This is a genomic window from Vogesella margarita, assembly GCF_028548475.1.
GTDB lineage: Bacteria > Pseudomonadota > Gammaproteobacteria > Burkholderiales > Chromobacteriaceae > Vogesella > Vogesella margarita.
Genome location: NZ_JAQQLE010000004.1, coordinates 41,214 through 62,410, shown reverse-complemented (window position 1 = coordinate 62,410; position 21,197 = coordinate 41,214). Strand labels below are relative to the sequence as shown.

Here is a 21,197-nt window from a genome sequence, read left to right as displayed (position 1 = left end):
GACTGATCTCAATGGGGCGATACGGCGTTAAAAGCGCCTTCTGCATGCTGGTTATATCCAGCTAAACGCCGCTTCCTCAGGCGCTTTCGCCTTGTCTCGCTCTTGCTCGCGAGACTTTGAACAGGCTCTTACTGGGCGGCCGAGGCGGCCGGCGGCGCCGGATCTTCCTCTTCTTCCCACGGCAGGGCGACGCGGGTGCTGTTGACCAGCAGCGCGCCGTTCTTGAAATCGATCTTGGTGGCCAGCTGGCCGTTTTGCTCCGAGATCAGCTTCTGGCTTTTCCACTCGCTGAGCTGGGCGTCGAGCAGGCTCTTGGCCAGGTTGTCGATTTCGCCGAGATCCGGCTGCTCTTCGGCGCTGGCGTCGACGGTGAACAGGTTGCGCGCTTGCGCCACCACCAGGTTTTCCAGCGTCTGGCGCGGCAGCTCGATGTTGAGCAGCGCGATGAAGCGCTTGATGAATTCCAGCGGCGTCTTCAGGTCGCTTTCCTGCAACCCCTGCAGCGCGATCTGGCCGTCAAGCTTGGCCTCGCCGGTCGGCATGCGCAGCGAGAAGGTGTTGATCATGATCTTCGGATCGTTGATCAGCAGCGGCAGGCCCTGCTTGGTGATCGCCTCGATGTAGCGCTTGCGCAGCTGCGTCGGGTCCTTCTCCTCGAACGGGATGCGCGTGAAGGCCTGGTCCAGCTTCACCAGCGTCGGGCCGTGCAGGTGATTGGCGGAGATGTCCAGCTTCAGCGGGCCGTACACGCTGTCGTTGTAGCTGAAGGTGTCGAAATCCAGCTTGCCGCGGGTGTTGATGAATTCTTCCTGCTCGCTGGTGACGATCTGGTATTTCAGGTTCTTCAGTTCGACGTTCGACGGGCGGAATTCGCCGCTCGGGTTGATGAACTCGCCGACACGTACGCGGCTGACCAGGTGGATCAGCTCGTTGAGCTTGATGCTGTACGGAATGCTTTCGTTCCACTTCAGGTGGACATTGGCCACCGACAGCTCACCGGTGCCGAGCTTGACGCCGGTGTTGCCCGGGCGCACGTCGGACAGGTAGCGGATGTTGTCAAAGCTGAAGCGGCCCTTGGGGCCGGCCTCCAGCACGAAGCCGGGTGACACCGACTCGGCCTGGTATTCCTTGTAGCCGTCGGCGTAGTTCAGGCGCAGGTCGAAACCGCGCCAGGTCATCTTCACGCCGGCCAGGGTTTCCTCGTAGTCGAATTTCGGCACCGACACGCTCAGCTCGCCGCCGCCGGCGAGGCCGAGGTGGTTGACCACGGTGATCGGCTCGGCGTCGCCAAAGAAGCGTTGCAGTGTCTTGCGCGTGCCCTCGCTCATGTCGAAGGTGGTTTCGACGCGGGCGCGCCCGGGGCTGAAGTGGCCGCTGAGCAGGCCTGGCAGCGGGCCGTGTGCCACGTCGTGGTGGTAGCGGATGATGCCCTGGAACAGCGGGCGCACGTTCTCCGGCAGCAGGCCGATATAGGGTCCGAGCAGTTCCTGGTTGAATTCCAGCTCGGTGGTTTCCTGCGACGAGAACCAGCCGCGCTGGTACTGGTGCGACTTGACCTTGAACACCGACATCGCCGCAATCATCTGGTGTTGCTCTGTCAGCGTTTCCTCGGCCTTGATGCCGGCCCAGTAGGAAAAAGCGCCATAGAAAGCAAAAGTGCCGGCGACAGCGGCGGCGGTGAGTTTGATAGCGTGCTTGTTGACGTTCACGATCCGGCCTGAGTGACGAAATGACTGCGTATCTTACAATAGCCGCGCCGGTGTGACGAATCGGTACGCTGGCGACTGTCGATTCTTTTGCCGTTTACGCCGGCGAATTGTGTAAAATGGTGCGTTATCTCTGTTAAAACAATGAGGTTTGACTACGAATGGAATGGCTTAACGGTCTGATCGACCTGCCCTGGTGGGGTTATATCGTGGTGGCGCTGGTTCTGACCCACATCACCATCGCGTCGGTGACCATCTTCCTGCATCGTCATCAAGCGCACCGCGCCCTGGACCTGCACCCGATTCCTAGCCACTTTTTCCGTTTCTGGCTGTGGCTGACTACCGGCCAGGTGACCAAGGAATGGGCGGCGATTCACCGCAAGCACCACGCACGCTGCGAAACGGCGGAAGACCCGCACAGCCCGCAAGTGCTGGGCATCAAGAAAGTCATGTGGGAAGGCGCCGAACTGTACCGCGCCGCCTGCAAGGACCGCAGCATCATGGAAAAATTCGGCCACGGCACGCCTGACGACTGGCTGGAACACAATCTGTATACCAAGCACACCGGCAAGGGCATCCTGCTGATGCTGGCCATCGACGTGCTGCTGTTCGGCGCGGCCGGCCTGTCGATCTGGGCGGTGCAGATGGCGTGGATTCCGTTCTTCGCCGCCGGCGTGATCAACGGCATCGGCCACTTCTGGGGCTATCGCAACTTCGAGAACGAAGACGCGTCCACCAACGTGCTGCCGTGGGGCATCCTGATCGGTGGCGAAGAGCTGCACAACAACCACCACACCTTCGGTACCTCGGCCAAGCTGTCGTACAAGTGGTTCGAGTTCGACATCGGCTGGATGTACATCCGCATTCTGGAAATCTGCGGCCTCGCCAAGGTGCGCAAGGTCGCGCCGCGGCTGGTGGAAGAGCAGCGTGCCCAGCAGCTGGATCTGGAACACCTGCAGGCGATCATCGCCAACCGCTACGCGGTGGCCGCGCGCTACGCCCGCGAGCTGAAGGACGTGTACCGCAGCGAGGTGGAAAAGCTGCACCTGCCGGAACTGAAGGCGCCGCAGCTGGTACGCAAGATGAAGGTGTGGCTGAAGCAGGACGCCAAGGACACCCCGGCGCAGGAACGCGAGCAGCTGGCTGTGGTGCTGGAAAAGAGCCAGGTGCTGCATACCGTGTACTCGATGCGCCAGGAGCTGTCGCGCCTGTGGGAGCGCTCGTCGCTGACTCGTGACGAGCTGCTGAAGGAACTGCAGGACTGGTGCGCCCGCGCCGAGGCCAGCGGTATCGAATCGCTGCAGCGTTTCTCGCTGAGCCTGCGCCGCGCCTCGGTAGCCTGAACCCGCTATTGTCTGACCCGACGCCGGAGCGAGTCTCCGGCGTTTTGTTTGGTGCCGCCGAACGGCGCCAGTGTCCATTATCTGTTTATTCGGGAGTCGCAATGAGTCTGTATCGTCACAAACCAGGCAAGCGCATGTCGGAGGCCGTGGTCGTCAACGGCCTGATCTACACCGTGCAGGTACCGGAAAGCGGGCAGGGCGATGCCCGCGCGCAGACCGCCGAGACCCTGGGCCTGATCGACACCGTGCTGGCCGAGCTGGACAGCGACAAGAGCAAGATCGTGGAAGCCACCATCTTCCTGACCGATCTCGCCGATTTCGACGCCATGAACGAGGCGTGGGACGCCTGGGTGGCGGAAGGCAATGCGCCGGTGCGCTGCACGGTACAGGCGAAACTGGCCCATCCGGACTGGAAGATCGAGATCCGCATCGTCGCCAGCCGCTAAGACCGGCATGGCGCCGGCAGTCTGATCGCCGCGCAAAAAGGCCGCCGCACCATGGGTGCCGGCGGCCTTTTGCATTCTGTCGGGTCGGACTTTTCCGCTATCCGTACACGGCTGGAACAGGGCAAGGTTGGCCGCAACGCGTTGCGGCCAACCCTGGTGCCGGCTTATTCGCTCAGCGACTCCAGCTTCCACTCGCCGCCGCTGCGCAGCGTCAGCGTGAACTGGTGGTGGATCAGCAGCGTACTGCGGTGGCCGACGCTGACCAGCGTGGCGTGCGGCAGGCGAGTGCGCAGCAGGTGGTACAGCGCCTCCTCCAGCCCTTCGTCCATCGCCGAGGTCGCCTCGTCGAGGAAGATTACCTTCGGCGCCGCCAGCAGCAGGCGGCCGAAGCCCAGGCGCTGCTGCTCGCCCAGCGACAGGATGCGGCCCCAGTCGGCTTCCTCGTCCAGCTTGTCGATCAGGTGGCCCAGCTGCACCGAGCGCAGCACTTCCGCCGCGCGCTCGGTATTGGCCGAGGCCGGATGCGGGTAGTGCAGCGCCGCGCGCAGGCTGCCCAGCGGCAGGTAGGGGCGCTGCGACAGGAACAGTACCTCGCTTTGCGGCGGGCGCTGGATGTGGCCGTCACAGTGCGGCCACAGCCCGGCGATGGCGCGCAGCAGCGTGGTCTTGCCGCTGCCTGACGGGCCGCGGATCAGCAGCGCCTGGCCGGCGCCAAGGCTGAAGCCGAGCTCGGCCAGCAGCGGCTTGCCGTCCGGGGTGCGGATCGTCAGCTGCCACACGCTGAGGCCCTCGTTCTGCGGTGTCAGCTGCGGTGTTGGCAGCTGGTCGGCGCTGTGGATGGCGTCGATGAAGCCGGTCAGACGATCCAGCACCGCCTTGAAGCCGGCGAACTCGTCGTAGGCGCTGCGGAAGAAGGACAGGTTGCTCTGCAGCTGGCCGAAGGCCTGCGAGGTCTGCACCATGTCGCCGAGCGTGATCTGCTTGGAGAAGAAGCGCGGCGCCTGCAGGATGAAAGGGAAAATCACCCCGGTCTGGCTGACGATCAGGTTGAAGCCGGACAGCTTCAGCGTCCGGTGCACGATGTCCCAGGCGTTGCCGATCACCTGGCGGAAGCGCAGGCGCAGGGTGGTGCCTTCGACCTTCTCACCGCGGTAGAAGGCGATGTTCTCGCCGTACTCGCGCAGCCGCACCAGTGCGTAACGGTAGTCGGCACCGAATTTTTCGTTGAGGAAGTTGAGCCGGATCAGCGGCTTGCCGATGCGGAACGCGAGCACCGTGGCGACGATCACGTAGATGTAGACCATGAACACCAGCCCGCGCGGGATCTCGACGCCGAACAGCGCGAACATGCCGGACAGCCCCCACAGGATCAGCGTGAATTCGAAGGTGGACACCAGCGCGTCGATCACCCCCATCGCCAGCGACAGCGAGGAGCCGACAAAGCTGCTGATGTCCTGCTGGATACGCTGGTCCGGGTTATCCGCCGGCTTGGCCAGATGCTGGCTGCGGTAGTAGCCCTGCTTGTCCAGCCACTTGCCGAGGAAGTACTCGTTGAGCGACTCCCGCCAGTGAATGGCAAAGACCTGGCGCAGGTAGTACTCCAGCAGCGAGCGGCCGACGTGTACCGCCGCCAGCACCCCGAAGATCAGCATCGAGGCCCAGAACAGCTTCACGTTCAGCTGTTGCAGCGCGCTGTACATATCGTTGTACCAGCGCGAGAACAGCACGTTGACGCGTACCCCGGCCAGCGTGATCAGCAGGATGGAGCCCAGGCTCAGCAACGGTCGCCAGCCGCTGACGCGCGGGGTGAAAAACGGTGCCGCCAGCCGCCAGAACTGGCGTCCCCACACCGTGGTGCGCGCCAGCGCGATCCCCAGCAACAGTGATGCCACGAGCGTGATGGCGGTGGCCTCGCCCAGCCAGATGGCGCTTTGCAGCAGTTCCTGACTCCAGTTCATCGGTTCTCCTTATGGTGCGGTAATGCAAAATCCGTTTGGATATGGCCGCCAGCATAGCGTTTTTTGCGCGGGCGGGGCAGCGGCAAACTCCGCTGCGGGGTGATTGACAGCTTTGCTACAATAGCGGTTCACCAATAACCAACTGCACAGGCTCATCCAGTCATGCTTAATCTTTACAACACACTGACCCGCCAAAAAGAAGCATTCAACCCGATCGAACCCGGCAAGGTAAAGATGTATGTGTGTGGCATGACTGTCTACGATCTGTGCCACATCGGCCATGCGCGCATGCTGACCGCGTTCGACGTGATCTACCGCTGGTTCGCCGCCTCCGGTTACGACGTCACCTACGTGCGCAACATCACCGACATCGACGACAAGATCATCAAGCGCGCCGCCGAGCGCGGCATCAGCGCCGAGGCGCTGGTGGAAGAAACCATCGCCGACATGCACGCCGACACCGAGGCGCTGGGCCTGTTGCGGCCAACCTTCGAGCCGCGCGCCACCGCCCACATCGGCGGCATGCAGGACATCATCAGCAAGCTGATCTCCCGCGGCAAGGCTTATCCGGCGGCCAACGGCGACGTGTACTACGCGGTGCGCGAGTTCGACGGCTACGGCAAGCTGTCCGGCAAGACGCTGGACAACCTGCGCGCCGGCGAGCGCGTCGAGGTGGACCCGAACAAGCGCGACGCGCACGACTTCGTGCTGTGGAAAGCGGCCAAGCCGGGCGAGCCGCAGTGGCAAAGCCCTTGGGGCGCCGGCCGTCCGGGCTGGCATATCGAGTGCTCGGCGATGAGCTGCCACCACCTGGGCGAGCATTTCGACATCCACGGCGGCGGCGAGGACCTGCAGTTCCCGCACCACGAGAACGAAATCGCGCAGAGCGAAGGCGCGCACGGCCAGCAGTACGTGAACTATTGGATGCACAACGGCTTCATCAACGTCGACGGCGAGAAAATGTCCAAGAGCCTGGGCAACTTCTTCACCATCCGCGACGTGCTCGGCCATTTCGATGGCGAGGTGATCCGCTTCTTTATCGTGCGTAGCCACTACCGCAGCCCGGTCAACTTCACCGACGGCATCCTGAACGACGCCAAGCAAGGCCTGACCCGTCTCTACACCGCCTTGCGCGGTCTGGAGCTGCCGGCTTCCGGCGGCATCGACTGGAACAACGCCTACGCGGCGCGTTTCAAGGCGGCGATGGACGACGACTTCGGCACCTCCGAGGCGATTTCCGTGCTGTTCGAGCTGGCCGGCGAAGTCAACAAGAGCCGCGACGTGCAGCAGGCACGCCTGCTGAAGGACCTGGCCGGTGTGCTGGGCCTGTTGCAGCGCGATCCGGAAGCCTTCCTGCAGGGCGAGGCCGGCGACGGCCTGTCGGCAGAACAGATCGAGGCGCTGATCCAGGCGCGCAAGAATGCACGCGCCGCCAAGAACTGGGCCGAGTCCGACCGCATTCGCGACGAGCTGACCGCTGCCGGCATCGTGCTGGAAGACAGCGCCGGCACCACCACCTGGCGCCGTGCCTGAGCACGAAGGGCGCGGCCAGCATTTGCTTGCCAAACCCTTGCCAAACCATTACCAAGTGCGGATAATGCTGCGTTTTAGATGAAGCGCAGGCAAAACCCCTGCGCCCGATTGAAAAGGAAAAGACCATGCAAGCTGACATCCAGCCGAACTACAAAGAAGTGAACGTGACTTGCTCCTGCGGCAACACTTTCGTGACCAAGTCCACCATGGCTAAAGACGCCTTCCATATCGAAGTGTGCTCCGAGTGCCACCCGTTCTACACTGGCAAGCAGAAGATCGTTGACACCGCTGGCCGTGTTGACCGCTTCAACCAGAAGTTCGGCAGCTTCTTCAAGCGCTAATCACGCTTGCAGCAGTCCGCAAAAAGGCAGCCACGGCTGCCTTTTTTGTTGTTCCGGTTTATCCTGAAGCCCATTGTCCGAGTACGGCTGTCCCATGCTGACCTATAGCGACTCTTCCCAGTCCCGCCTGCCTGCCGCCACCGAAAAACCGTGGCTCTTGTTATTGCTGACCTTTGCCTGGCTGTGGCCCGGCATTCTGGGGCACACGCCGTGGAAGCCGGACGAACCCTACGTTACCGCCGTGGTACAGCACATGCTGGCCGGCGGGCCGTGGTGGTTGCCGGCGATCGACGGCCAGGCCTATCTCGACAGCGCGCCGCTGTACTACTGGGTGGCCACGCTGTTCGCGCGGCTGCTGTCGCCGTGGCTGCTGCCGCTGCACGACGCCGCGCGGCTGGCGACGCCACTGTTCATGGCCATCGGCCTCGCCTTTGCCGGCGGGGTTGGCCGCGAGCTGATTGGGGGACGCCATGGCCGCAGCGTGGTGCTGATCCTGATCGGTTGCCTGGGGCTGATCGTCACCGGCCACGAGATGAACCCGGTGGTGGCGGGCTTTGCCGGTTATGCCGCGGCCTTGTACGCGCTGGTGCTGACGCGGCGGGCGCCGGCGCTCTCCGGCGCCATCCTCGGCGCGGCGACGGTGGTGCTGTTCCTGTCCACCAGCCTGTTGCCGGTGCTGCTGGTATGGAGCGTGGCGCTGATGCTGCCGGCCTTCGCCAGCTGGCGCAACAAGGGCTACGCCATCACGCTCTTGATGGCGCTGCTGTTCGCGTTGCCGCTGGCGGCGCTGTGGCCGTTGGCACTGTATCGCGGTGCGCCGGAGGTGTTCCATGCCTGGTGGCAGTTCCACGCGCTAGGGCCGCTGGACGGCTTCGGTAGCCTGGGCCTGTTCCACGAGTTCGGCTACTACCCGAAGCTGGTGTTGTGGTACGGCTGGCCGGCGTGGCCGCTGGCGGCATGGACGCTATGGAAGAACCGCCGCTACGAGCTGCCGATGCTGCAGCTGCCGCTGCTGTTCTTTGCGGTGATCCTGCTGCTGCTGACCTTCTCCAACCGCAGTAATACCGAGGACGCGATGCCGCTGCTGCTGCCGCTGGCGGTGCTGGCAGCGGTGGAGCTGGACAGCCTGCGCCGTGGCGCGGCCGCCTTCCTCAACTGGTTCGGCCTGATGGCCTTCGGCCTGTTCTCGCTGCTGGTGTGGCTGGGCTGGGCGGCGATGAACTTCGGCTGGCCGGTCAAGCTGGCGGAGCGCGCCCGCTATTTCAGCCCTTACTACGAGCCGCAGGTGTCGTGGCTGGCGCTGCTGCTGGCGCTGGTCGCCACCGCGCTATGGGGCTGGGCGGTGACGCGGCGCCATCTGCGCGGCCGCCAGGCGGTGACCAACTGGGCCGCCGGTCTCGCGTTGCTGTGGGGGCTGCTGATGACGCTGTGGCTGCCTTTTCTCGATGCCGCCAAGAGCTACCAGCCGGTGGTGCAGGGCATGATGCGTGCGATGCCGACTGGCGAGCACTGCGTGTCGGTGTCGGCCAGTCAGCAGCTGGCGCGCATCAGCTGGGCGTACTACGCCGGCCTGCGCCTGCAACCGGTCGCCGATGGTGCCGCACCGGCGTGCAATCTGTTGCTGATGGTGCGCGACCGCCACGCCGAGGCGCCGTTGCCGGGCTGGCAGGAGCGCTGGCGCGGCAACCGCGCGCGCGACAAGCGCGAGCAGTTCGTGCTGTGGCAGCGCCTGCCGTAAGCGGCCGCCACCCACAAAAAACGCCACCGGAGACGGTGGCGTTTTGCATGCGCTTGCGGCTAACGTTGGCCGCAGATGCTAGCTCTGCAGCTCGGGCAGGTCGACAAACAGCTGCAGTGCCTCCGGGTTGGCCAGTGCGGTGAGGTTGGTTACCGGCAGGCCGTGGATCACGTTCTTCACCGCCAGCTCGACGATCTTGCCGCTGATGGTCTTCGGAATGTCGGCGACGGCGATGATTTTGGCCGGCACGTGGCGCGGGCTGGCTCCGTTCTTGATCTTGTCGCGGATGGCGGCCTGCAGTGTCTTGTCCAGCTCGCAGCCGTCGCGCAGCTTGACGAACAGCACCACGCGCTCGTCGTCCTGCCAGCGCTGGCCGACGACGATGCTGTCCAGCACCGCGTCGAAGGTTTCCACCTGGCGATAGATCTCGGCGGTGCCGATGCGCACGCCGCCGGGGTTGAGCACCGCGTCGGAGCGGCCGTAGATGATCATGCCGCCGTGCTCGGTCAGCTCGGCGTAGTCACCGTGGCACCACACGTTGTCGAAGCGTTCGAAGTAGGCCTTGCGGTACTTCTCGCCGCTGTCATCGCCCCAGAAACCGACCGGCATCGACGGGAAGGGCCTGGTGCATACCAGCTCGCCCTTTTCGCCGACCACCGGCTGGCCAGCGTCGTTCCAGATTTCCACCGCCATACCGAGGCCGCGGCACTGCAGCTCGCCGCGGTATACCGGCAGGCTGGCGCAGCCCAGCGCGAAGCAGGACACGATGTCGGTGCCGCCGGAGATGGAGGCGAGGTTGATGTCGTCCTTGATCGCGTCGTAGACCCAGTCGAAGCTTTCCGCCACCAGCGGCGAGCCGGTGGAGAACACCGCGCGCAGGCAGCTGAGGTCGTAGTCGCGCTTCGGCTGCAGGTCGATTTTCTTCAGGCCGTCGATGTACTTGGCCGAGGTGCCGAAGTGCGAGCAGCGATAGGCTTCGGCGTACTGCCACAGGATGTGGCCGCCCTTGGCGAACGGCGAGCCGTCGAACAGCATCAGCGTGGCGCCGCTGGCGAGGCCGGACACCAGCCAGTTCCACATCATCCAGCCGCAGGTGGTGAAGTAGAACAGGCGGTCGCCGGCGTGCACGTCGGCATGCAGCTGGTGTTCCTTCAGGTGCTGCAGCAGGGTGCCGCCGTGGCCGTGCACGATGCACTTAGGCTTGCCGGTGGTGCCGCTGGAGTAAAGGATGAACAGCGGGTGGTTGAAGCCGACGCGGCGGAACAGCAACTCGCTGGCGACGAAGCTGTCGACGAAGCGTTCCAGCGTGACGGCCTTGGGTACCGTTTCCGCGAAGGCGTCGGCGCGCTCCAGGTAGGGCACCACGATCACCTTTTCCACCGACGGCAGGCCGCTGGCGATGATCTGCATCTTGTCGCTGATATCGACCTGCTTGCCGTTGTACCAGTAGCCGTCCGGGCAGAACAGCAGGCGCGGTGCGGTCTGGCCGAAGCGGTCCAGCGCGCCGTCAGTGCCGAAGTCCGGCGAACAGCTGGTCCACACCGCGCCGATGCTGCTGGCGGCCAGCATCGCGGCCACCGTCTCCGGCATGTTCGGCATGTAGCCGGCAACGCGGTCGCCTTCGGCAATGCCGTGCGCCAGCATTGCCTGCTGCAGGCGCGATACCAGATCGGACAGCTCCCACCAGGTCAGCTCGCGTTTGACCTTGTCCTCGCCCCAGAACACCATCGCCAGCGTGTCATCGCGGCGGCGCAACAGGTTTTCCGCGTAGTTCAGCGCGGCCTGCGGGAAGAAACGCGCGGCGCGCATGCCGTCCTTGTCTTCCAGCGCCACGCTGCCCTTGTCACCGATCACGCCGGCGTAATCCCACAGCTGGCTCCAGAAGCGCTCCGGGTGTTCTATGCTGGCCTGCCACAGGCTGGAATAGTCGGGGTAGCGCTGGTTGTCCAGCGTTTCCGCCAGCCGGGTAAAGGCGGTCAGGTGGGTCGCGCTCAGGCGGGCCGGCGACGGCTGCCAGATCGGATGGTCTGCTGCGTGCATATCAAGTCTCTCCTCGGGTAGCGTGTGGGGTCGCTCAAGGGTGTCGTTCGTTATTATGAAAGCTGTTTGCCGGCAAGTTTACTGCACAGCCATGCCTGCGGTATAGGTCGCCGACCTCGCGATCCGTGCCGCTACTGGCAGGGTGTTGCGGCCAACCTTGGGCAAGCTTGGCCGCAAGCGCAGGCTCAGTCTTCGGAGTAGCTGCCGTCGTGCATCCAGCGCGCGTGCTGCGGCGCCTTCCGCGTTTCCGCCCATTCGTTGAGCATGTCCCACTTCACCTCGTCCAGCATCTGCATCATCTTCGGCGTGCCGGTATTGCAGGCCAGCTCCAGGCGGTGGCCGTTGGGGTCGAAGAAGTAGATGGACTTGAAGATGGTGTGGTCGGTGGGGCCGATCACGTCGATGCCGGCCGCCTGCAGCCGGGCCTTGGTGGCGAGCAGGGTGTCCAGTGAATCCACCTCCATCGCCAGATGCTGCACCCAGTTGGGCGTGTTCGGATCGCGGTCCATCGGCGGTCGCGTCGGCAGCTCGAAGAAGGCGAGGATGTTGCCCTGGCCCGCGTCGAGGAACACGTGCATGTACGGGTCCGGCGCCTTGGTGGACGGCACTTCGTTCTCGGCGATCGCCAGCACGAACTTCATGTCGAGGTGTTTCACGTACCACTCCACCGTTTCCTTGGCGTCTTTGCAGCGATAGGCGACGTGGTGGATTTTCTTGATCAGCATGATGCTTGTCTCCGTGAGCGGTGGCCGTGGTGCGGCGCTGATTTCAGTCTGGCACTGATCGCGGTGGCGGCCAGTGGCGATGCTGGCAAGTTAACCATTAATTCGTTATTGGTCAATTTGTTCGATAATAACAAATATTATCGCCGTTGCTGGCGTGGTGAAAATGCTAGAATTGCCGCCGTTTCAACAACACTGACCATGCCAGCGGGCAAGACGGGGTAACGATGGAAAAAGACCGGCGCGGAATCCAATCAATCGAGGTGGGCGGCAGCCTGCTGCAGACGCTGGTGCGCCATGGAGCGCCGATGATGCTGAAGGACCTGGCCGGCGAGGCCGGCATGCCGGCGGCGAAGGCGCACCCTTATCTGGTGAGTTTCGGCAAGCTGGGGCTGATCGAGCAGGACGCGGGCAGCGGCCTGTACAAACTGGGGCCGTTCGCGCTGCAGATGGGGCTGGTGGCACTGCACGAGCTGGACGCGGTCAAGATCGCCACCGAACGGGCGGCGGCGCTGTCGCTGGACATCCAGCAGAACGTGGCGCTGGCGGTGTGGGGCAACCACGGCCCGACCGTGGTGCGCATCCAGGAGTGCAATCGCGTGGTGCACATCAATATGCGGACCGGCACGGTGATGTCGCTGCTGGATTCGGCCACCGGCAAGGTGTTTGCCGCCTACCTGCCGCCGCGGCTGACCGAGGAGATGATCGCCAGCGAAATGGCGGCGCGGCAGGCCGGTATCGAGGAGCAGGCCGCGTTCCAGTCGGCGCTGCAGCGGGTGCGCGAGCGCGGCATGGCGCGCGCGGTGGGCTATCCCTTGCCCGGCATCAACGCCTTCAGTGCGCCGGTGTTCGATCACGCCGGCCAGCTGGCGCTGGTGATGACCACGCTGGGGCCGGCGGCGACGTTTTCCTCGGACTGGAACGGGGTGATCGCGCAGCGGCTGCGCAGCGCGGCGGCCGACATCTCCGCGCAGATCGGCTATCGCGGTTGAGTGGCAGTGCTGGTGTGCCGTTCACACAAAGCAAAACGGACCGGCAATATGCCGGCCCGTTGCCGTATCGCTTAGAACCTGTTCATGATCTGCTGCGCGTCGGCGATACGCGTTAAAAACGCCTTCGGAATGCTCGTTTACTACTTGTAAACTCCGCTTCCTCAGCCGTTTTCGCCTTGTCTCGCTCTAGCTCGCGAGATCGTGAACACGTTCTTAGCCGCCGGAGCAGCCGCAACCACCGCCACCGCCACAACCGCCTTGCTGTTGCGCCGGTGCCTGGGCCGGAGCCGGCTCGCTGTCGGCGACGTGGATGGTGAAGTCGATGACGACCTGTTGCGGCGAGCGCTCCACGTAGTTGATCAGCACCTGGCCACCGTAGCGCTGCTCGATCTGGCCGAGCAGGGGCAGCGGGTCGTGGTCGTTGACGAAGCGCATGCGCTCGCCATGGTTCAGCGATTCCAGCGCGCCAAAGATGGCTGCATGACGGAAACGCTTGGCCACGCCGCGCGCATCAAAAGGGAAAACCGACAAGTCAGAGGTGTGGGTGTGCATGGATGGACTCCTGTCTGTAACAGTGCCCAGCTTACGCAGCCGCCGCGCCGCTTTCCTTGAGGCAAAATAAGCATCGGCACGGCGGCCGGTCGCTCAGTATTCGGCGTCCGCCAGCAGGGGGGCGGCGAGGTCCTTGGCCGACAGCTGCACCCCGTCGCGCAGCGGCCAGGCGATCGCCAGCTGCGGGTCGTCCCAGCGTAGCGCGCGCTCGTGCTGTGGGCTCCAGTAGGCGGTGGTCTTGTACAGGAATTCGGCGTGATCGCTGAGCGTGACGAAGCCGTGGGCGAAGCCTTCCGGAATCCACAGCTGGCGATGGTTGGCCGCCGACAGCAGTACACCGACCCATTGCCCGAAGGTGGCGGCGCCGCGGCGCAGGTCGACGGCGACATCGAACACTTCGCCGGCCACACAGCGCACCAGCTTGCCTTGTGCCTGCGGCGGCAGCTGGTAGTGCAGGCCGCGCAGCACGCCGCGGCTGGAGCGGGAGTGGTTGTCCTGCACGAACTCGACATGACGGCCGATGGCATCATCGAAGCGTTGCTGGTGGAAGCTCTCGTAGAAGAAGCCGCGCTCGTCACCGAAGACCTTGGGTTCGATGATTTTGACGTCGGGAATGGCGGTAGCGGTGATGTTCATGCGGATGGCCGGGATGGAACAAGGTTGGCCGCAACACGGCGTGCGGCCAACCCTGGCAGGATTAACGGAGCATGGCCAGCAGATACTGGCCGTAGGCATTCTTCTTCAGCGGCGCGGCCAGCTTTTCCACCTGGGCTGCGTCGATCCAGCCGGCACAGTAGGCGATTTCTTCCGGACAGGCCACCTTCAGGCCTTGGCGCTTTTCTAGCGTGGCGATGAACTGGCCGGCCTCCAGCATCGATTCGTGGGTGCCGGTATCCAGCCAGGCATAGCCGCGGCCCATGGTCTGCACCTCCAGCGTGCCCTGTCGCAGGTAGGCGGCATTGACGTCGGTGATTTCCAGCTCACCACGCGGCGACGGCTTGAGCGACTTGGCGATGTCGACCACCTGTTCGTCGTAGAAGTACAGGCCGGTGACGGCGTAGTTGGACTTGGGCTGCTGCGGTTTTTCTTCGATGCTGACGGCGCGGCCGGCGGCATCGAACTCCACCACGCCGTAGCGCTCCGGATCGTTGACGTGATAGGCAAACACCGAGGCGCCGCTATCTTTTCTGTTGGCCCGCTGCAGCAGCTTCTGGAAGTCGTTGCCGTAGAAGATGTTGTCGCCCAGTACCAGCGCCGACGGCGCGCCGGCGAGGAAGGATTCGCCGAGGATGAAGGCTTGCGCGAGCCCGTCCGGGCTGGGCTGCACCGTGTACTCCAGCCGGATGCCCCACTGGCTGCCGTCGCCCAGCAATTGCCTGAAGCGGGGGGTGTCCTGCGGTGTGGAGATGATCAGGATCTCGCGAATACCGGCCAGCATCAGCGTGCTCAGCGGGTAATAGATCATCGGTTTGTCGTAGATCGGCAGCAATTGCTTGCTGACGGCGAGGGTGGCCGGGTAGAGGCGGGTGCCGGAACCGCCGGCCAGGATGATGCCTTTGCGCTTCATGGTTTTCTCGCATCGTCTATGGTCTGGAACAGCTGGCGTACCGCGTCCTGCCACGGTGGCAGGTTCAGGTCGAAGGTGTGCATCAACTTGCTGCAATCCAGTTGTGAATTGGCCGGGCGGACGGCTTTTTGCGGGTAGTCGCGGCTGGCGATGGCGCGCGGCGCCCCGGCCAGGGCCAGCGGCCAGCCGGCGTCGCGAGCCAGCGCGATGACGAAGCAGGCATATTCGTGCCAGCTGGTGCGTCCCTGGGCGACAACATGATAGGTGCCGTAGGGCTGCCCGGCATCGGCCTGGCAGCGTGCGACAAGGTTGGCCGATACGTCGGCCAGCAGGCTGGCCGGGGTCGGTGCGCCGAACTGGTCGGCGACTACGGCCAGCCTGTCGCGGCTGGCGGCCAGGCGCAGCATGGTCTTCAGGAAGTTCTGGCCGTAGACGCCGGCCACCCACGAGCTGCGCAGGATGAAATGGCGGCAGCCGCTATCGCGGATCGCCTGTTCGCCCAACCACTTGCTCAGGCCGTAGACCGACTGCGGGTTGGCGGCATCGTCCTCGCGCCAGGCGTCATCCTTGCTGCCGTCGAACACGTAGTCGGTGGAGTAGTGCACCAGCAGCGCCTTGTTGGCCGCCGCCCAGCGGGCCATCGCCGCCACGGATTCTGCGTTGATGGCGTGGGCCAGCGCCGGCTCGTCTTCGGCGCGGTCAACGGCGGTGTAGGCGGCCGGGTTGACGATGATGTCGGGCTGCCAGGCATCCAGTGCCGCCGTCAGCGTGGCCGGCTGCGACAGGTCGAACTGGCTGCGGTCGGGGCAGATCAGCCTGCCGTGCAGCACCAGCGCGCGCTGGAGCTCGAAGCCGACCTGGCCGCTGCTGCCGGTGATGAGGATGGTGGCTGGCCGGCTCATGCCTGCTCACCGTATTGCCGCTCCAGCCAGTCGCGGTAGTGGCCGCTGGTGACGCCTGTAACCCAGTCCTGGTTGTCCAGATACCACTGGACAGTCTTGCGGATGCCGGAATTGAAGGTTTCCGCCGGTTTCCAGCCCAGCTCGCGTTCCAGCTTGCGCGCATCGATCGCGTAGCGGCGGTCGTGGCCGGGGCGGTCCTGCACATAGCTGATCTGTTCGGCGTAGCCTTTGCCGTCGGCGCGCGGGCGCAATTCGTCCAGCAGCGCGCAGATGGTGCGCACCACGTCGAGGTTGGTCTTCTCGTTCCAGCCTCCGACGTTGTAGGTCTCGCCCGGCGTGCCGGCGTCCAGCACGCGGCGGAGGGCGGCGCAGTGGTCCTTTACGTACAGCCAGTCGCGGATCTGCTGGCCGTCGCCGTAGATCGGCAGCGGCTTGCCGGCCAGCGCGTTGAGAATGACCAGCGGGATCAGTTTTTCCGGGAAGTGGTAGGGGCCGTAGTTGTTGCTGCAATTAGTAGTCAGTACCGGCAGACCGTAGCTGTGGTGCCAGGCGCGCACCAGATGGTCGGACGCGGCCTTGCTGGCGGAGTACGGGCTGTTCGGCTGGTAGCGGTGTGCTTCGGTAAACGGTGCATCCTCTGCGGCCAAGGTGCCGTAGACCTCGTCGGTGGACACGTGCAGCAGGCGGAAGGCGCTTTTGTCTGCGGCAGGTAGCTCGTTCCAGTAGGCACGTACCGCTTCCAGCAGATTGAAGGTGCCGACGACATTGGTGTCGATGAAGTCGCCGGGGCCGTGCAGCGAGCGGTCGACGTGGCTCTCTGCTGCGAAGTTGATCACCGCACGCGGCTGGTGTTCTGCCAGCAGGCGGCCCAGCAGCGCGCGGTCGCCGATGTCGCCGTGCACGAAGCGGTGCCGCGTATCGCCTTGCAGGCCGGCCAGCGTCTGAAGGTTGCCGGCGTAGGTCAGCTTGTCCAGGTTGACGACCGGCTCGTCACTGCCGGCCAGCCAGTCCAGCACGAAATTGCCGCCGATGAAGCCGGCACCGCCGGTTACCAGAATGGTCATGTTGCTCTTTGCTCGCGAAGTCGCTCGGGAAGGTGCCACGTGGCAGCGCCCCCACGGCGCTGCTTGCTGCCGGATTGTACTTGCCTTGGCAGCGCAACACGAGCCACCGGCAGCGGCAAAGACAACGGCCAGCCGGCGACCCTGGTCGCCGGCTGGCCGCGTGGACGGCAAGGGCTCAGTTGCTCAGGCCGCGGGCCTTGGCATAGCGCGAGCCCGGGTCGCGCACCAGAGCCTCGGCAATGAACCACGACGTTGCCGCCAGTTTGTCCAGATCCACGCCGGTGTGGTAGCCCAGGCCGTGCAGCAGGTACACCACGTCCTCGGTGGCCACGTTGCCGGAGGCGCCGCGCGCATACGGGCAGCCGCCCAGGCCGGATACCGAGCTGTCGAAGGTACGCACCCCGGCCTGTAGTGCGGTGTGGATGTTGGCGATGGCCATGCCGTAAGTATCGTGGAAGTGGCCGGCCAGTTTCTGCACCGGCACCACTTCGCATACCGTATCCAGCATTGCCGTTACCTTGTTGGGTGTGCCCACGCCGATGGTGTCGCCCAGCGAAATCTCGTAGCAGCCCATGTCGTACAGTGCGCGTGCCACTTCGGCCACCTTGTATGGCGCGACTTCTCCCTCGTACGGGCAGCCCACCACGCAGGACACGTAGCCACGCACCTTGATGCCGGCTGCCTGTGCTCGCTTCATCACCGATTCGAAGCGCTGCAGGCTTTCGGCAATGCTGGCGTTGATGTTCTTCTGGCTGAACGCTTCGCTCGCGGCGCCGAACACCGCGATCTCGCGCACGCCGGCTTCCAGCGCCGCATCCAGGCCCTTGTCATTGGGCACCAGCACCGGGTAGTCGATGCCGGCATTCATGTCCAGTGCCTGCAGCACCTGCAGGCTGTCTGCCATCTGCGGCACCCACTTGGGCGATACGAAGGCACCGGCCTCGATGCATTTCAGGCCGCTGTCGCCCAGACGACGGATCAGCTCCAGCTTGGTGTCCAGGCCGATGCTGTGCTTTTCATTCTGCAGCCCGTCGCGCGGGCCGACTTCGACGATCTTTACGTGCGTCATGCTGAGTTCCTTTTTCGTCACGGAAGTATACCGAAGGCACGGAAGAAAAACGGGCTCTAAGGGTAAACCGTTGTCAGCCCTTGCCGCGTGCGAGGGGCCTTTGGCTTTGTCTGTGTTTTCCGTGTGCTTCCGTGGCAAATAAACAATCAGTCCGCCTCGAAATCCACCAGCTCGTCGCCGTCGTTCACCTGCTCGCCGGCGGCAAAGTAGAAGGCCAGCACCTTGCCGTCGGCCGGGGCGGCAATGGTGTGTTCCATCTTCATCGCTTCCAGGATCAGCAGCGGTTCGCCCTTGGCCACGGTCTGGCCGCTTTCGGCCAGCAGCGCCACCACGCGGCCCGGCATCGGTGCCTTGAGATGGGTCTCGCCGTGCACGCCTGCTTCTTCATAGGCGTAAGGGTCGAGGTAGTCCACGGCAATGCGTTCGCCGTCGGCAAACAGCACGCGCTGCAGCCCGTGGCGCACCAGCGTGGCCTGCAGCTGTTTGCCGCCAAGGTTGGCCGCAAGCCGGCTGCCGTGCAGGCTGGCGCTGGCGTGGAAGGTGTCGTCGCCGATGGCAAGCACAAAGCCCTGGCCGTCATGCTGCAGCACGACTTCGCAGCGCTGCTCGCCGTGGGCAAAGCCGATGCGGCGTTGCTGTGTGCCGTTCAGGCGCCAGCCCTGCAGCGCGCCGAAGGCATGGTTGTCGCTGCTGGCGCTGGCCAGCACCTCGCCCAGCGCCAGCAGCGCCAGCTGTTCGCTGTCGGGGGCGGCCGGTGTGGGCAGCAGGCTGTCGTGGTAGCGGGCAATCAGGCCGGTATCCACGTCGCCGTTGGCAAACGCCGGGTTGGCCGCAATGCGGCGCAGGAAGCGGATATTGGTGGTGACGCCCACCACCTGATATGCAGCCAGAGCCGCGTCCAGCTGCTGCAGCGCCGCTTCGCGGGTTTCGCCCCACACGATCAGCTTGGCGATCATCGGGTCGTAGAACGGCGAGATGGTATCGCCCTGCAGTACGCCGGTATCCACCCGCACGTGGGCATTTTCTACTGGCGGCACCAGGTGCAGCAGGGTGCCGGTGGCCGGCAGGAAGCCCTTGTCCGGGTCCTCGGCGTAGATGCGCGCCTCGATGCTGTGGCCGTGGATAGCAAGCTCATGCTGCTGCAACGGCAGCGGCTGGCCGCTGGCCACCTTCAGCTGCCAGGCCACCAGGTCCTGGCCGGTGATCATCTCGGTTACCGGGTGTTCCACTTGCAGGCGGGTGTTCATTTCCATGAAGTAGAACTTGCCGCTGTCCACGTCCATGATGAATTCCACCGTGCCGGCGCCCACATAGCCCACGGCGCGGGCGGCAGCGACTGCCGCTTCGCCCATGGCCTGGCGGGTTTCTGCCGGCAGGTGCGGGGCAGGGGCTTCTTCCAGCACTTTCTGGTGGCGGCGCTGCACCGAGCAGTCGCGCTCGAACAGGTAGACACAACCGCCGAGGCTGTCGGCGAAGACTTGAATTTCTACATGCCGCGGGCGAGTCAGGTATTTCTCTACCAGCACTTTGTCGTCGCCAAAGCTGGCGCGCGCCTCGCGCTGGCAGCTGGCCAGCGCGGCGAGGAAGTCGTCGCCGCGTTCCACGATGCGCATGCCCTTGCCACCACCGCCGGCGCTGGCCTTGATCAGCACCGGGTAGCCGATGGCGTCGGCCTGGTTCTTCAGCAATTGCTCATCCTGATCGTCACCGTGGTAGCCCGGCACCAGCGGCACATTGGCGCGCTCCATCAGTGCCTTGGCGGCGGACTTGCTGCCCATGGCGGCAATGGCGCTGGCCGGTGGGCCGATGAAGGCGATGCCGGCGGCCTCGCAGGCGGCGGCGAAGTCCTCGTTCTCCGACAGAAAGCCGTAACCCGGATGCACCGCCTGTGCGCCGCTGCTGCGGGCGATGTCGAGGATGAGATCAGCCTTGAGGTAGGACTCGGCTGCCGGCGCCGGCCCCAGCCGGTAGGCTTCATCCGCCAGCTTCACGAAGCGGGCATTGGCGTCGGCATCGGAATACACCGCCACGGTGGTCACGCCCATAGCACGGGCGGTCTTGATGACGCGGCAGGCGATTTCGCCACGGTTGGCGATGAGGATCTTAGTAAACATAGTGATCTCCCGTGGCGAATTCGCCGCGGCACTTGCGTGCCGCCAGGCAATTTTGCTGCGCAGCTGCGCAGCCTTGCGGCTGCTGGTCGCCACGGTTGGCAATCAGAATCTTGGTGAACATTGGGAGTTTTCCCTTTTCTTGTCTGTTCGCTTGAAGGGAGGAGCATCCGGTGGAGTCCGCCAGTTCGGGTTTGCTGGTACTTGGTCTTGGGCTACTTGCGGCCAACGTCAAAGCTTGGCCGCAAGAGCAGGGTGCTCAATCCTTGACCCACTGTGGCGGGCGCTTGTCGAAGAAGGCGGCCAGGCCTTCGCGTGCCTCGTCGGTGACGCGGATGGCGGCGATGGCGTGTGCGGTATCGTCCAGCAGCGTGTCGTCCAGCGGCGAGTCCTGGCGCAGATCACCCAGCAGTTCCTTGGCGGCGGTCAGCGCGTGCGGGCCGCCACGGACCAGCTCGGCGGCCACCTCGGCCACGCGCGCGTCCAGCGCGTCCGCAGTCACGATCTCGTGCACCAGGCCGATGCGTTCGGCGGTGGCGGCGTCGATGCGCTCGGCGGTCAGGAAGTAGCGTCGCGCCTGGCGCCAGCCGATGGCATCGGCGACATAAGGGCCGATGGTGGCCGGGATCAGCCCCAGGCGTACCTCGGTCAGCGCGAACTTGGCGGCGTCGGTGGCGATGGCGATGTCGCACACCGCAGTCAGTCCGGTACCGCCGGCCATCGCTGCGCCGTGGATACGGGCGATCACCGGCTTCTTGCTGCGGTAGATGCCCTTGAGCATCGCCGCCAGCTTGCGCGCGTCGTCGAGGTTCTGCGCCTCGCCGTAACCGGCGGCGCGGCGCATCCAGTCCAGATCGGCGCCAGCGGAGAAGCTCTTGCCGCGGCCGGCCAGCACGATCACGCGCACGCCGGCATCCTCGTTCAGGGTGCGGAAGGCGGCGGTGAGGTCGGCGATCAGGTGCTCGTTCATCGCGTTGTGCAGCTCGGGGCGGTTCATCCACACGGTGGCGACCTGTCCGGCGCGTTCGATTTCCAAAGTGCTGTAGGTCATTTGAAAACCTTTCTTTTCTAGTTAGCCACGGGAGCACACGGAAAGACACGGAAAAAGCAGTG

20 protein-coding genes and 1 pseudogene are annotated in these 21,197 nt (G+C 64.6%); 7 read left to right on the top strand and 14 right to left on the bottom strand.

Annotated elements, in window-relative coordinates:
- Positions 1–128 precede the first annotated feature (128 nt).
- Positions 129–1,709, bottom strand: a complete 1,581-nt coding sequence (locus tag PQU96_RS06625; protein WP_272771484.1) for a YdgA family protein — start codon at positions 1,707–1,709, stop codon at positions 129–131.
- A gap of 158 nt (positions 1,710–1,867) precedes the next feature.
- Between PQU96_RS06625 and PQU96_RS06620 the strand changes: the two genes are divergently transcribed.
- Complete coding sequence (locus PQU96_RS06620) at positions 1,868–3,049, top strand: DesA family fatty acid desaturase (protein ID WP_272771483.1); 1,182 nt, start codon at positions 1,868–1,870, stop codon at positions 3,047–3,049.
- Between the two features lie 101 nt (positions 3,050–3,150).
- A complete protein-coding gene (locus PQU96_RS06615) occupies positions 3,151–3,495 on the top strand; it encodes a RidA family protein (protein WP_189352195.1) in 345 nt (114 codons plus the stop codon).
- Positions 3,496–3,659: 164 nt separating this feature from the next.
- Here the strand turns inward: PQU96_RS06615 and PQU96_RS06610 are convergent, their stop codons facing one another.
- Positions 3,660–5,453 carry an ABC transporter ATP-binding protein/permease gene (locus PQU96_RS06610; RefSeq protein ID WP_272771482.1) on the bottom strand — a complete coding sequence of 598 codons (1,794 nt, stop codon included), beginning with the start codon at positions 5,451–5,453 and terminating at the stop codon, positions 3,660–3,662.
- 162 nt (positions 5,454–5,615) lie between these two features.
- Between PQU96_RS06610 and cysS the strand changes: the two genes are divergently transcribed.
- The 3 genes from cysS to PQU96_RS06595 all read left to right on the top strand — a co-directional run bounded on the left by cysS (position 5,616) and on the right by PQU96_RS06595 (position 9,065).
- Positions 5,616–6,986 (top strand): cysteine--tRNA ligase, encoded by a 1,371-nt coding sequence (gene cysS, locus PQU96_RS06605; protein WP_272771481.1) that lies wholly within the window; start codon positions 5,616–5,618, stop codon positions 6,984–6,986.
- A 125-nt stretch (positions 6,987–7,111) separates the two neighbouring features.
- Entirely contained in the window at positions 7,112–7,327 is a 216-nt protein-coding gene (gene rpmE, locus PQU96_RS06600) for a 50S ribosomal protein L31 (protein ID WP_189373886.1), read from the top strand.
- Positions 7,328–7,421: 94 nt separating this feature from the next.
- The gene (locus PQU96_RS06595) at positions 7,422–9,065 is read left to right on the top strand and encodes an ArnT family glycosyltransferase (protein ID WP_272771480.1); all 1,644 of its coding nucleotides are present in this window, start codon (positions 7,422–7,424) and stop codon (positions 9,063–9,065) included.
- A gap of 78 nt (positions 9,066–9,143) precedes the next feature.
- Here PQU96_RS06595 and PQU96_RS06590 read toward each other — a convergent pair whose 3' ends face one another.
- Entirely contained in the window at positions 9,144–11,105 is a 1,962-nt protein-coding gene (locus PQU96_RS06590) for an acetoacetate--CoA ligase (RefSeq protein ID WP_272771478.1), read from the bottom strand.
- Positions 11,106–11,290: 185 nt separating this feature from the next.
- Positions 11,291–11,830: a VOC family protein gene (locus tag PQU96_RS06585; protein ID WP_272758362.1), complete on the bottom strand. Its 540-nt coding sequence runs from the start codon at positions 11,828–11,830 to the stop codon at positions 11,291–11,293.
- Here PQU96_RS06585 and PQU96_RS06580 point away from each other — a divergent pair.
- Positions 11,810–12,052 (top strand): hypothetical protein, encoded by a 243-nt coding sequence (locus PQU96_RS06580; RefSeq protein ID WP_272771476.1) that lies wholly within the window; start codon positions 11,810–11,812, stop codon positions 12,050–12,052. The genes PQU96_RS06585 and PQU96_RS06580 overlap by 21 nt on opposite strands.
- A gap of 2 nt (positions 12,053–12,054) precedes the next feature.
- The gene (locus PQU96_RS06575) at positions 12,055–12,819 is read left to right on the top strand and encodes an IclR family transcriptional regulator (RefSeq protein WP_272771475.1); all 765 of its coding nucleotides are present in this window, start codon (positions 12,055–12,057) and stop codon (positions 12,817–12,819) included.
- Between the two features lie 213 nt (positions 12,820–13,032).
- Here the strand turns inward: PQU96_RS06575 and PQU96_RS06570 are convergent, their stop codons facing one another.
- The 10 genes and pseudogenes from PQU96_RS06570 to PQU96_RS06530 form a co-directional block, all read right to left on the bottom strand.
- Positions 13,033–13,371: a DUF2249 domain-containing protein gene (locus tag PQU96_RS06570; RefSeq protein ID WP_272771474.1), complete on the bottom strand. Its 339-nt coding sequence runs from the start codon at positions 13,369–13,371 to the stop codon at positions 13,033–13,035.
- Positions 13,372–13,464: 93 nt separating this feature from the next.
- Positions 13,465–14,007: a dTDP-4-dehydrorhamnose 3,5-epimerase gene (gene rfbC, locus PQU96_RS06565; RefSeq protein ID WP_272771473.1), complete on the bottom strand. Its 543-nt coding sequence runs from the start codon at positions 14,005–14,007 to the stop codon at positions 13,465–13,467.
- A gap of 61 nt (positions 14,008–14,068) precedes the next feature.
- Positions 14,069–14,938, bottom strand: a complete 870-nt coding sequence (gene rfbA, locus PQU96_RS06560) for a glucose-1-phosphate thymidylyltransferase RfbA (protein ID WP_272771472.1) — start codon at positions 14,936–14,938, stop codon at positions 14,069–14,071.
- Entirely contained in the window at positions 14,935–15,840 is a 906-nt protein-coding gene (rfbD, locus tag PQU96_RS06555; RefSeq protein WP_272771470.1) for a dTDP-4-dehydrorhamnose reductase, read from the bottom strand. The genes rfbA and rfbD overlap by 4 nt, the downstream gene beginning before the upstream one ends.
- A complete protein-coding gene (gene rfbB, locus PQU96_RS06550) occupies positions 15,837–16,904 on the bottom strand; it encodes a dTDP-glucose 4,6-dehydratase (protein ID WP_272771469.1) in 1,068 nt (355 codons plus the stop codon). The genes rfbD and rfbB overlap by 4 nt, the downstream gene beginning before the upstream one ends.
- Positions 16,905–17,079: 175 nt before the next feature.
- Positions 17,080–17,973, bottom strand: a complete 894-nt coding sequence (locus PQU96_RS06545; RefSeq protein WP_272771468.1) for a hydroxymethylglutaryl-CoA lyase — start codon at positions 17,971–17,973, stop codon at positions 17,080–17,082.
- A gap of 146 nt (positions 17,974–18,119) precedes the next feature.
- Positions 18,120–18,776 (bottom strand): biotin/lipoyl-containing protein, encoded by a 657-nt coding sequence (locus PQU96_RS15985; RefSeq protein ID WP_444546106.1) that lies wholly within the window; start codon positions 18,774–18,776, stop codon positions 18,120–18,122.
- Positions 18,750–20,087: pseudogene (locus tag PQU96_RS06540) on the bottom strand (acetyl-CoA carboxylase biotin carboxylase subunit); the annotation flags it as partial. The pseudogene PQU96_RS06540 and the gene PQU96_RS15985, both read right to left, overlap by 27 nt.
- Positions 20,077–20,208 carry a hypothetical protein gene (locus PQU96_RS06535; RefSeq protein ID WP_272771466.1) on the bottom strand — a complete coding sequence of 44 codons (132 nt, stop codon included), beginning with the start codon at positions 20,206–20,208 and terminating at the stop codon, positions 20,077–20,079. The pseudogene PQU96_RS06540 and the gene PQU96_RS06535, both read right to left, overlap by 11 nt.
- A 135-nt stretch (positions 20,209–20,343) precedes the next feature.
- Positions 20,344–21,135: an enoyl-CoA hydratase/isomerase family protein gene (locus PQU96_RS06530; RefSeq protein ID WP_272771465.1), complete on the bottom strand. Its 792-nt coding sequence runs from the start codon at positions 21,133–21,135 to the stop codon at positions 20,344–20,346.
- Positions 21,136–21,197 lie beyond the last annotated feature (62 nt).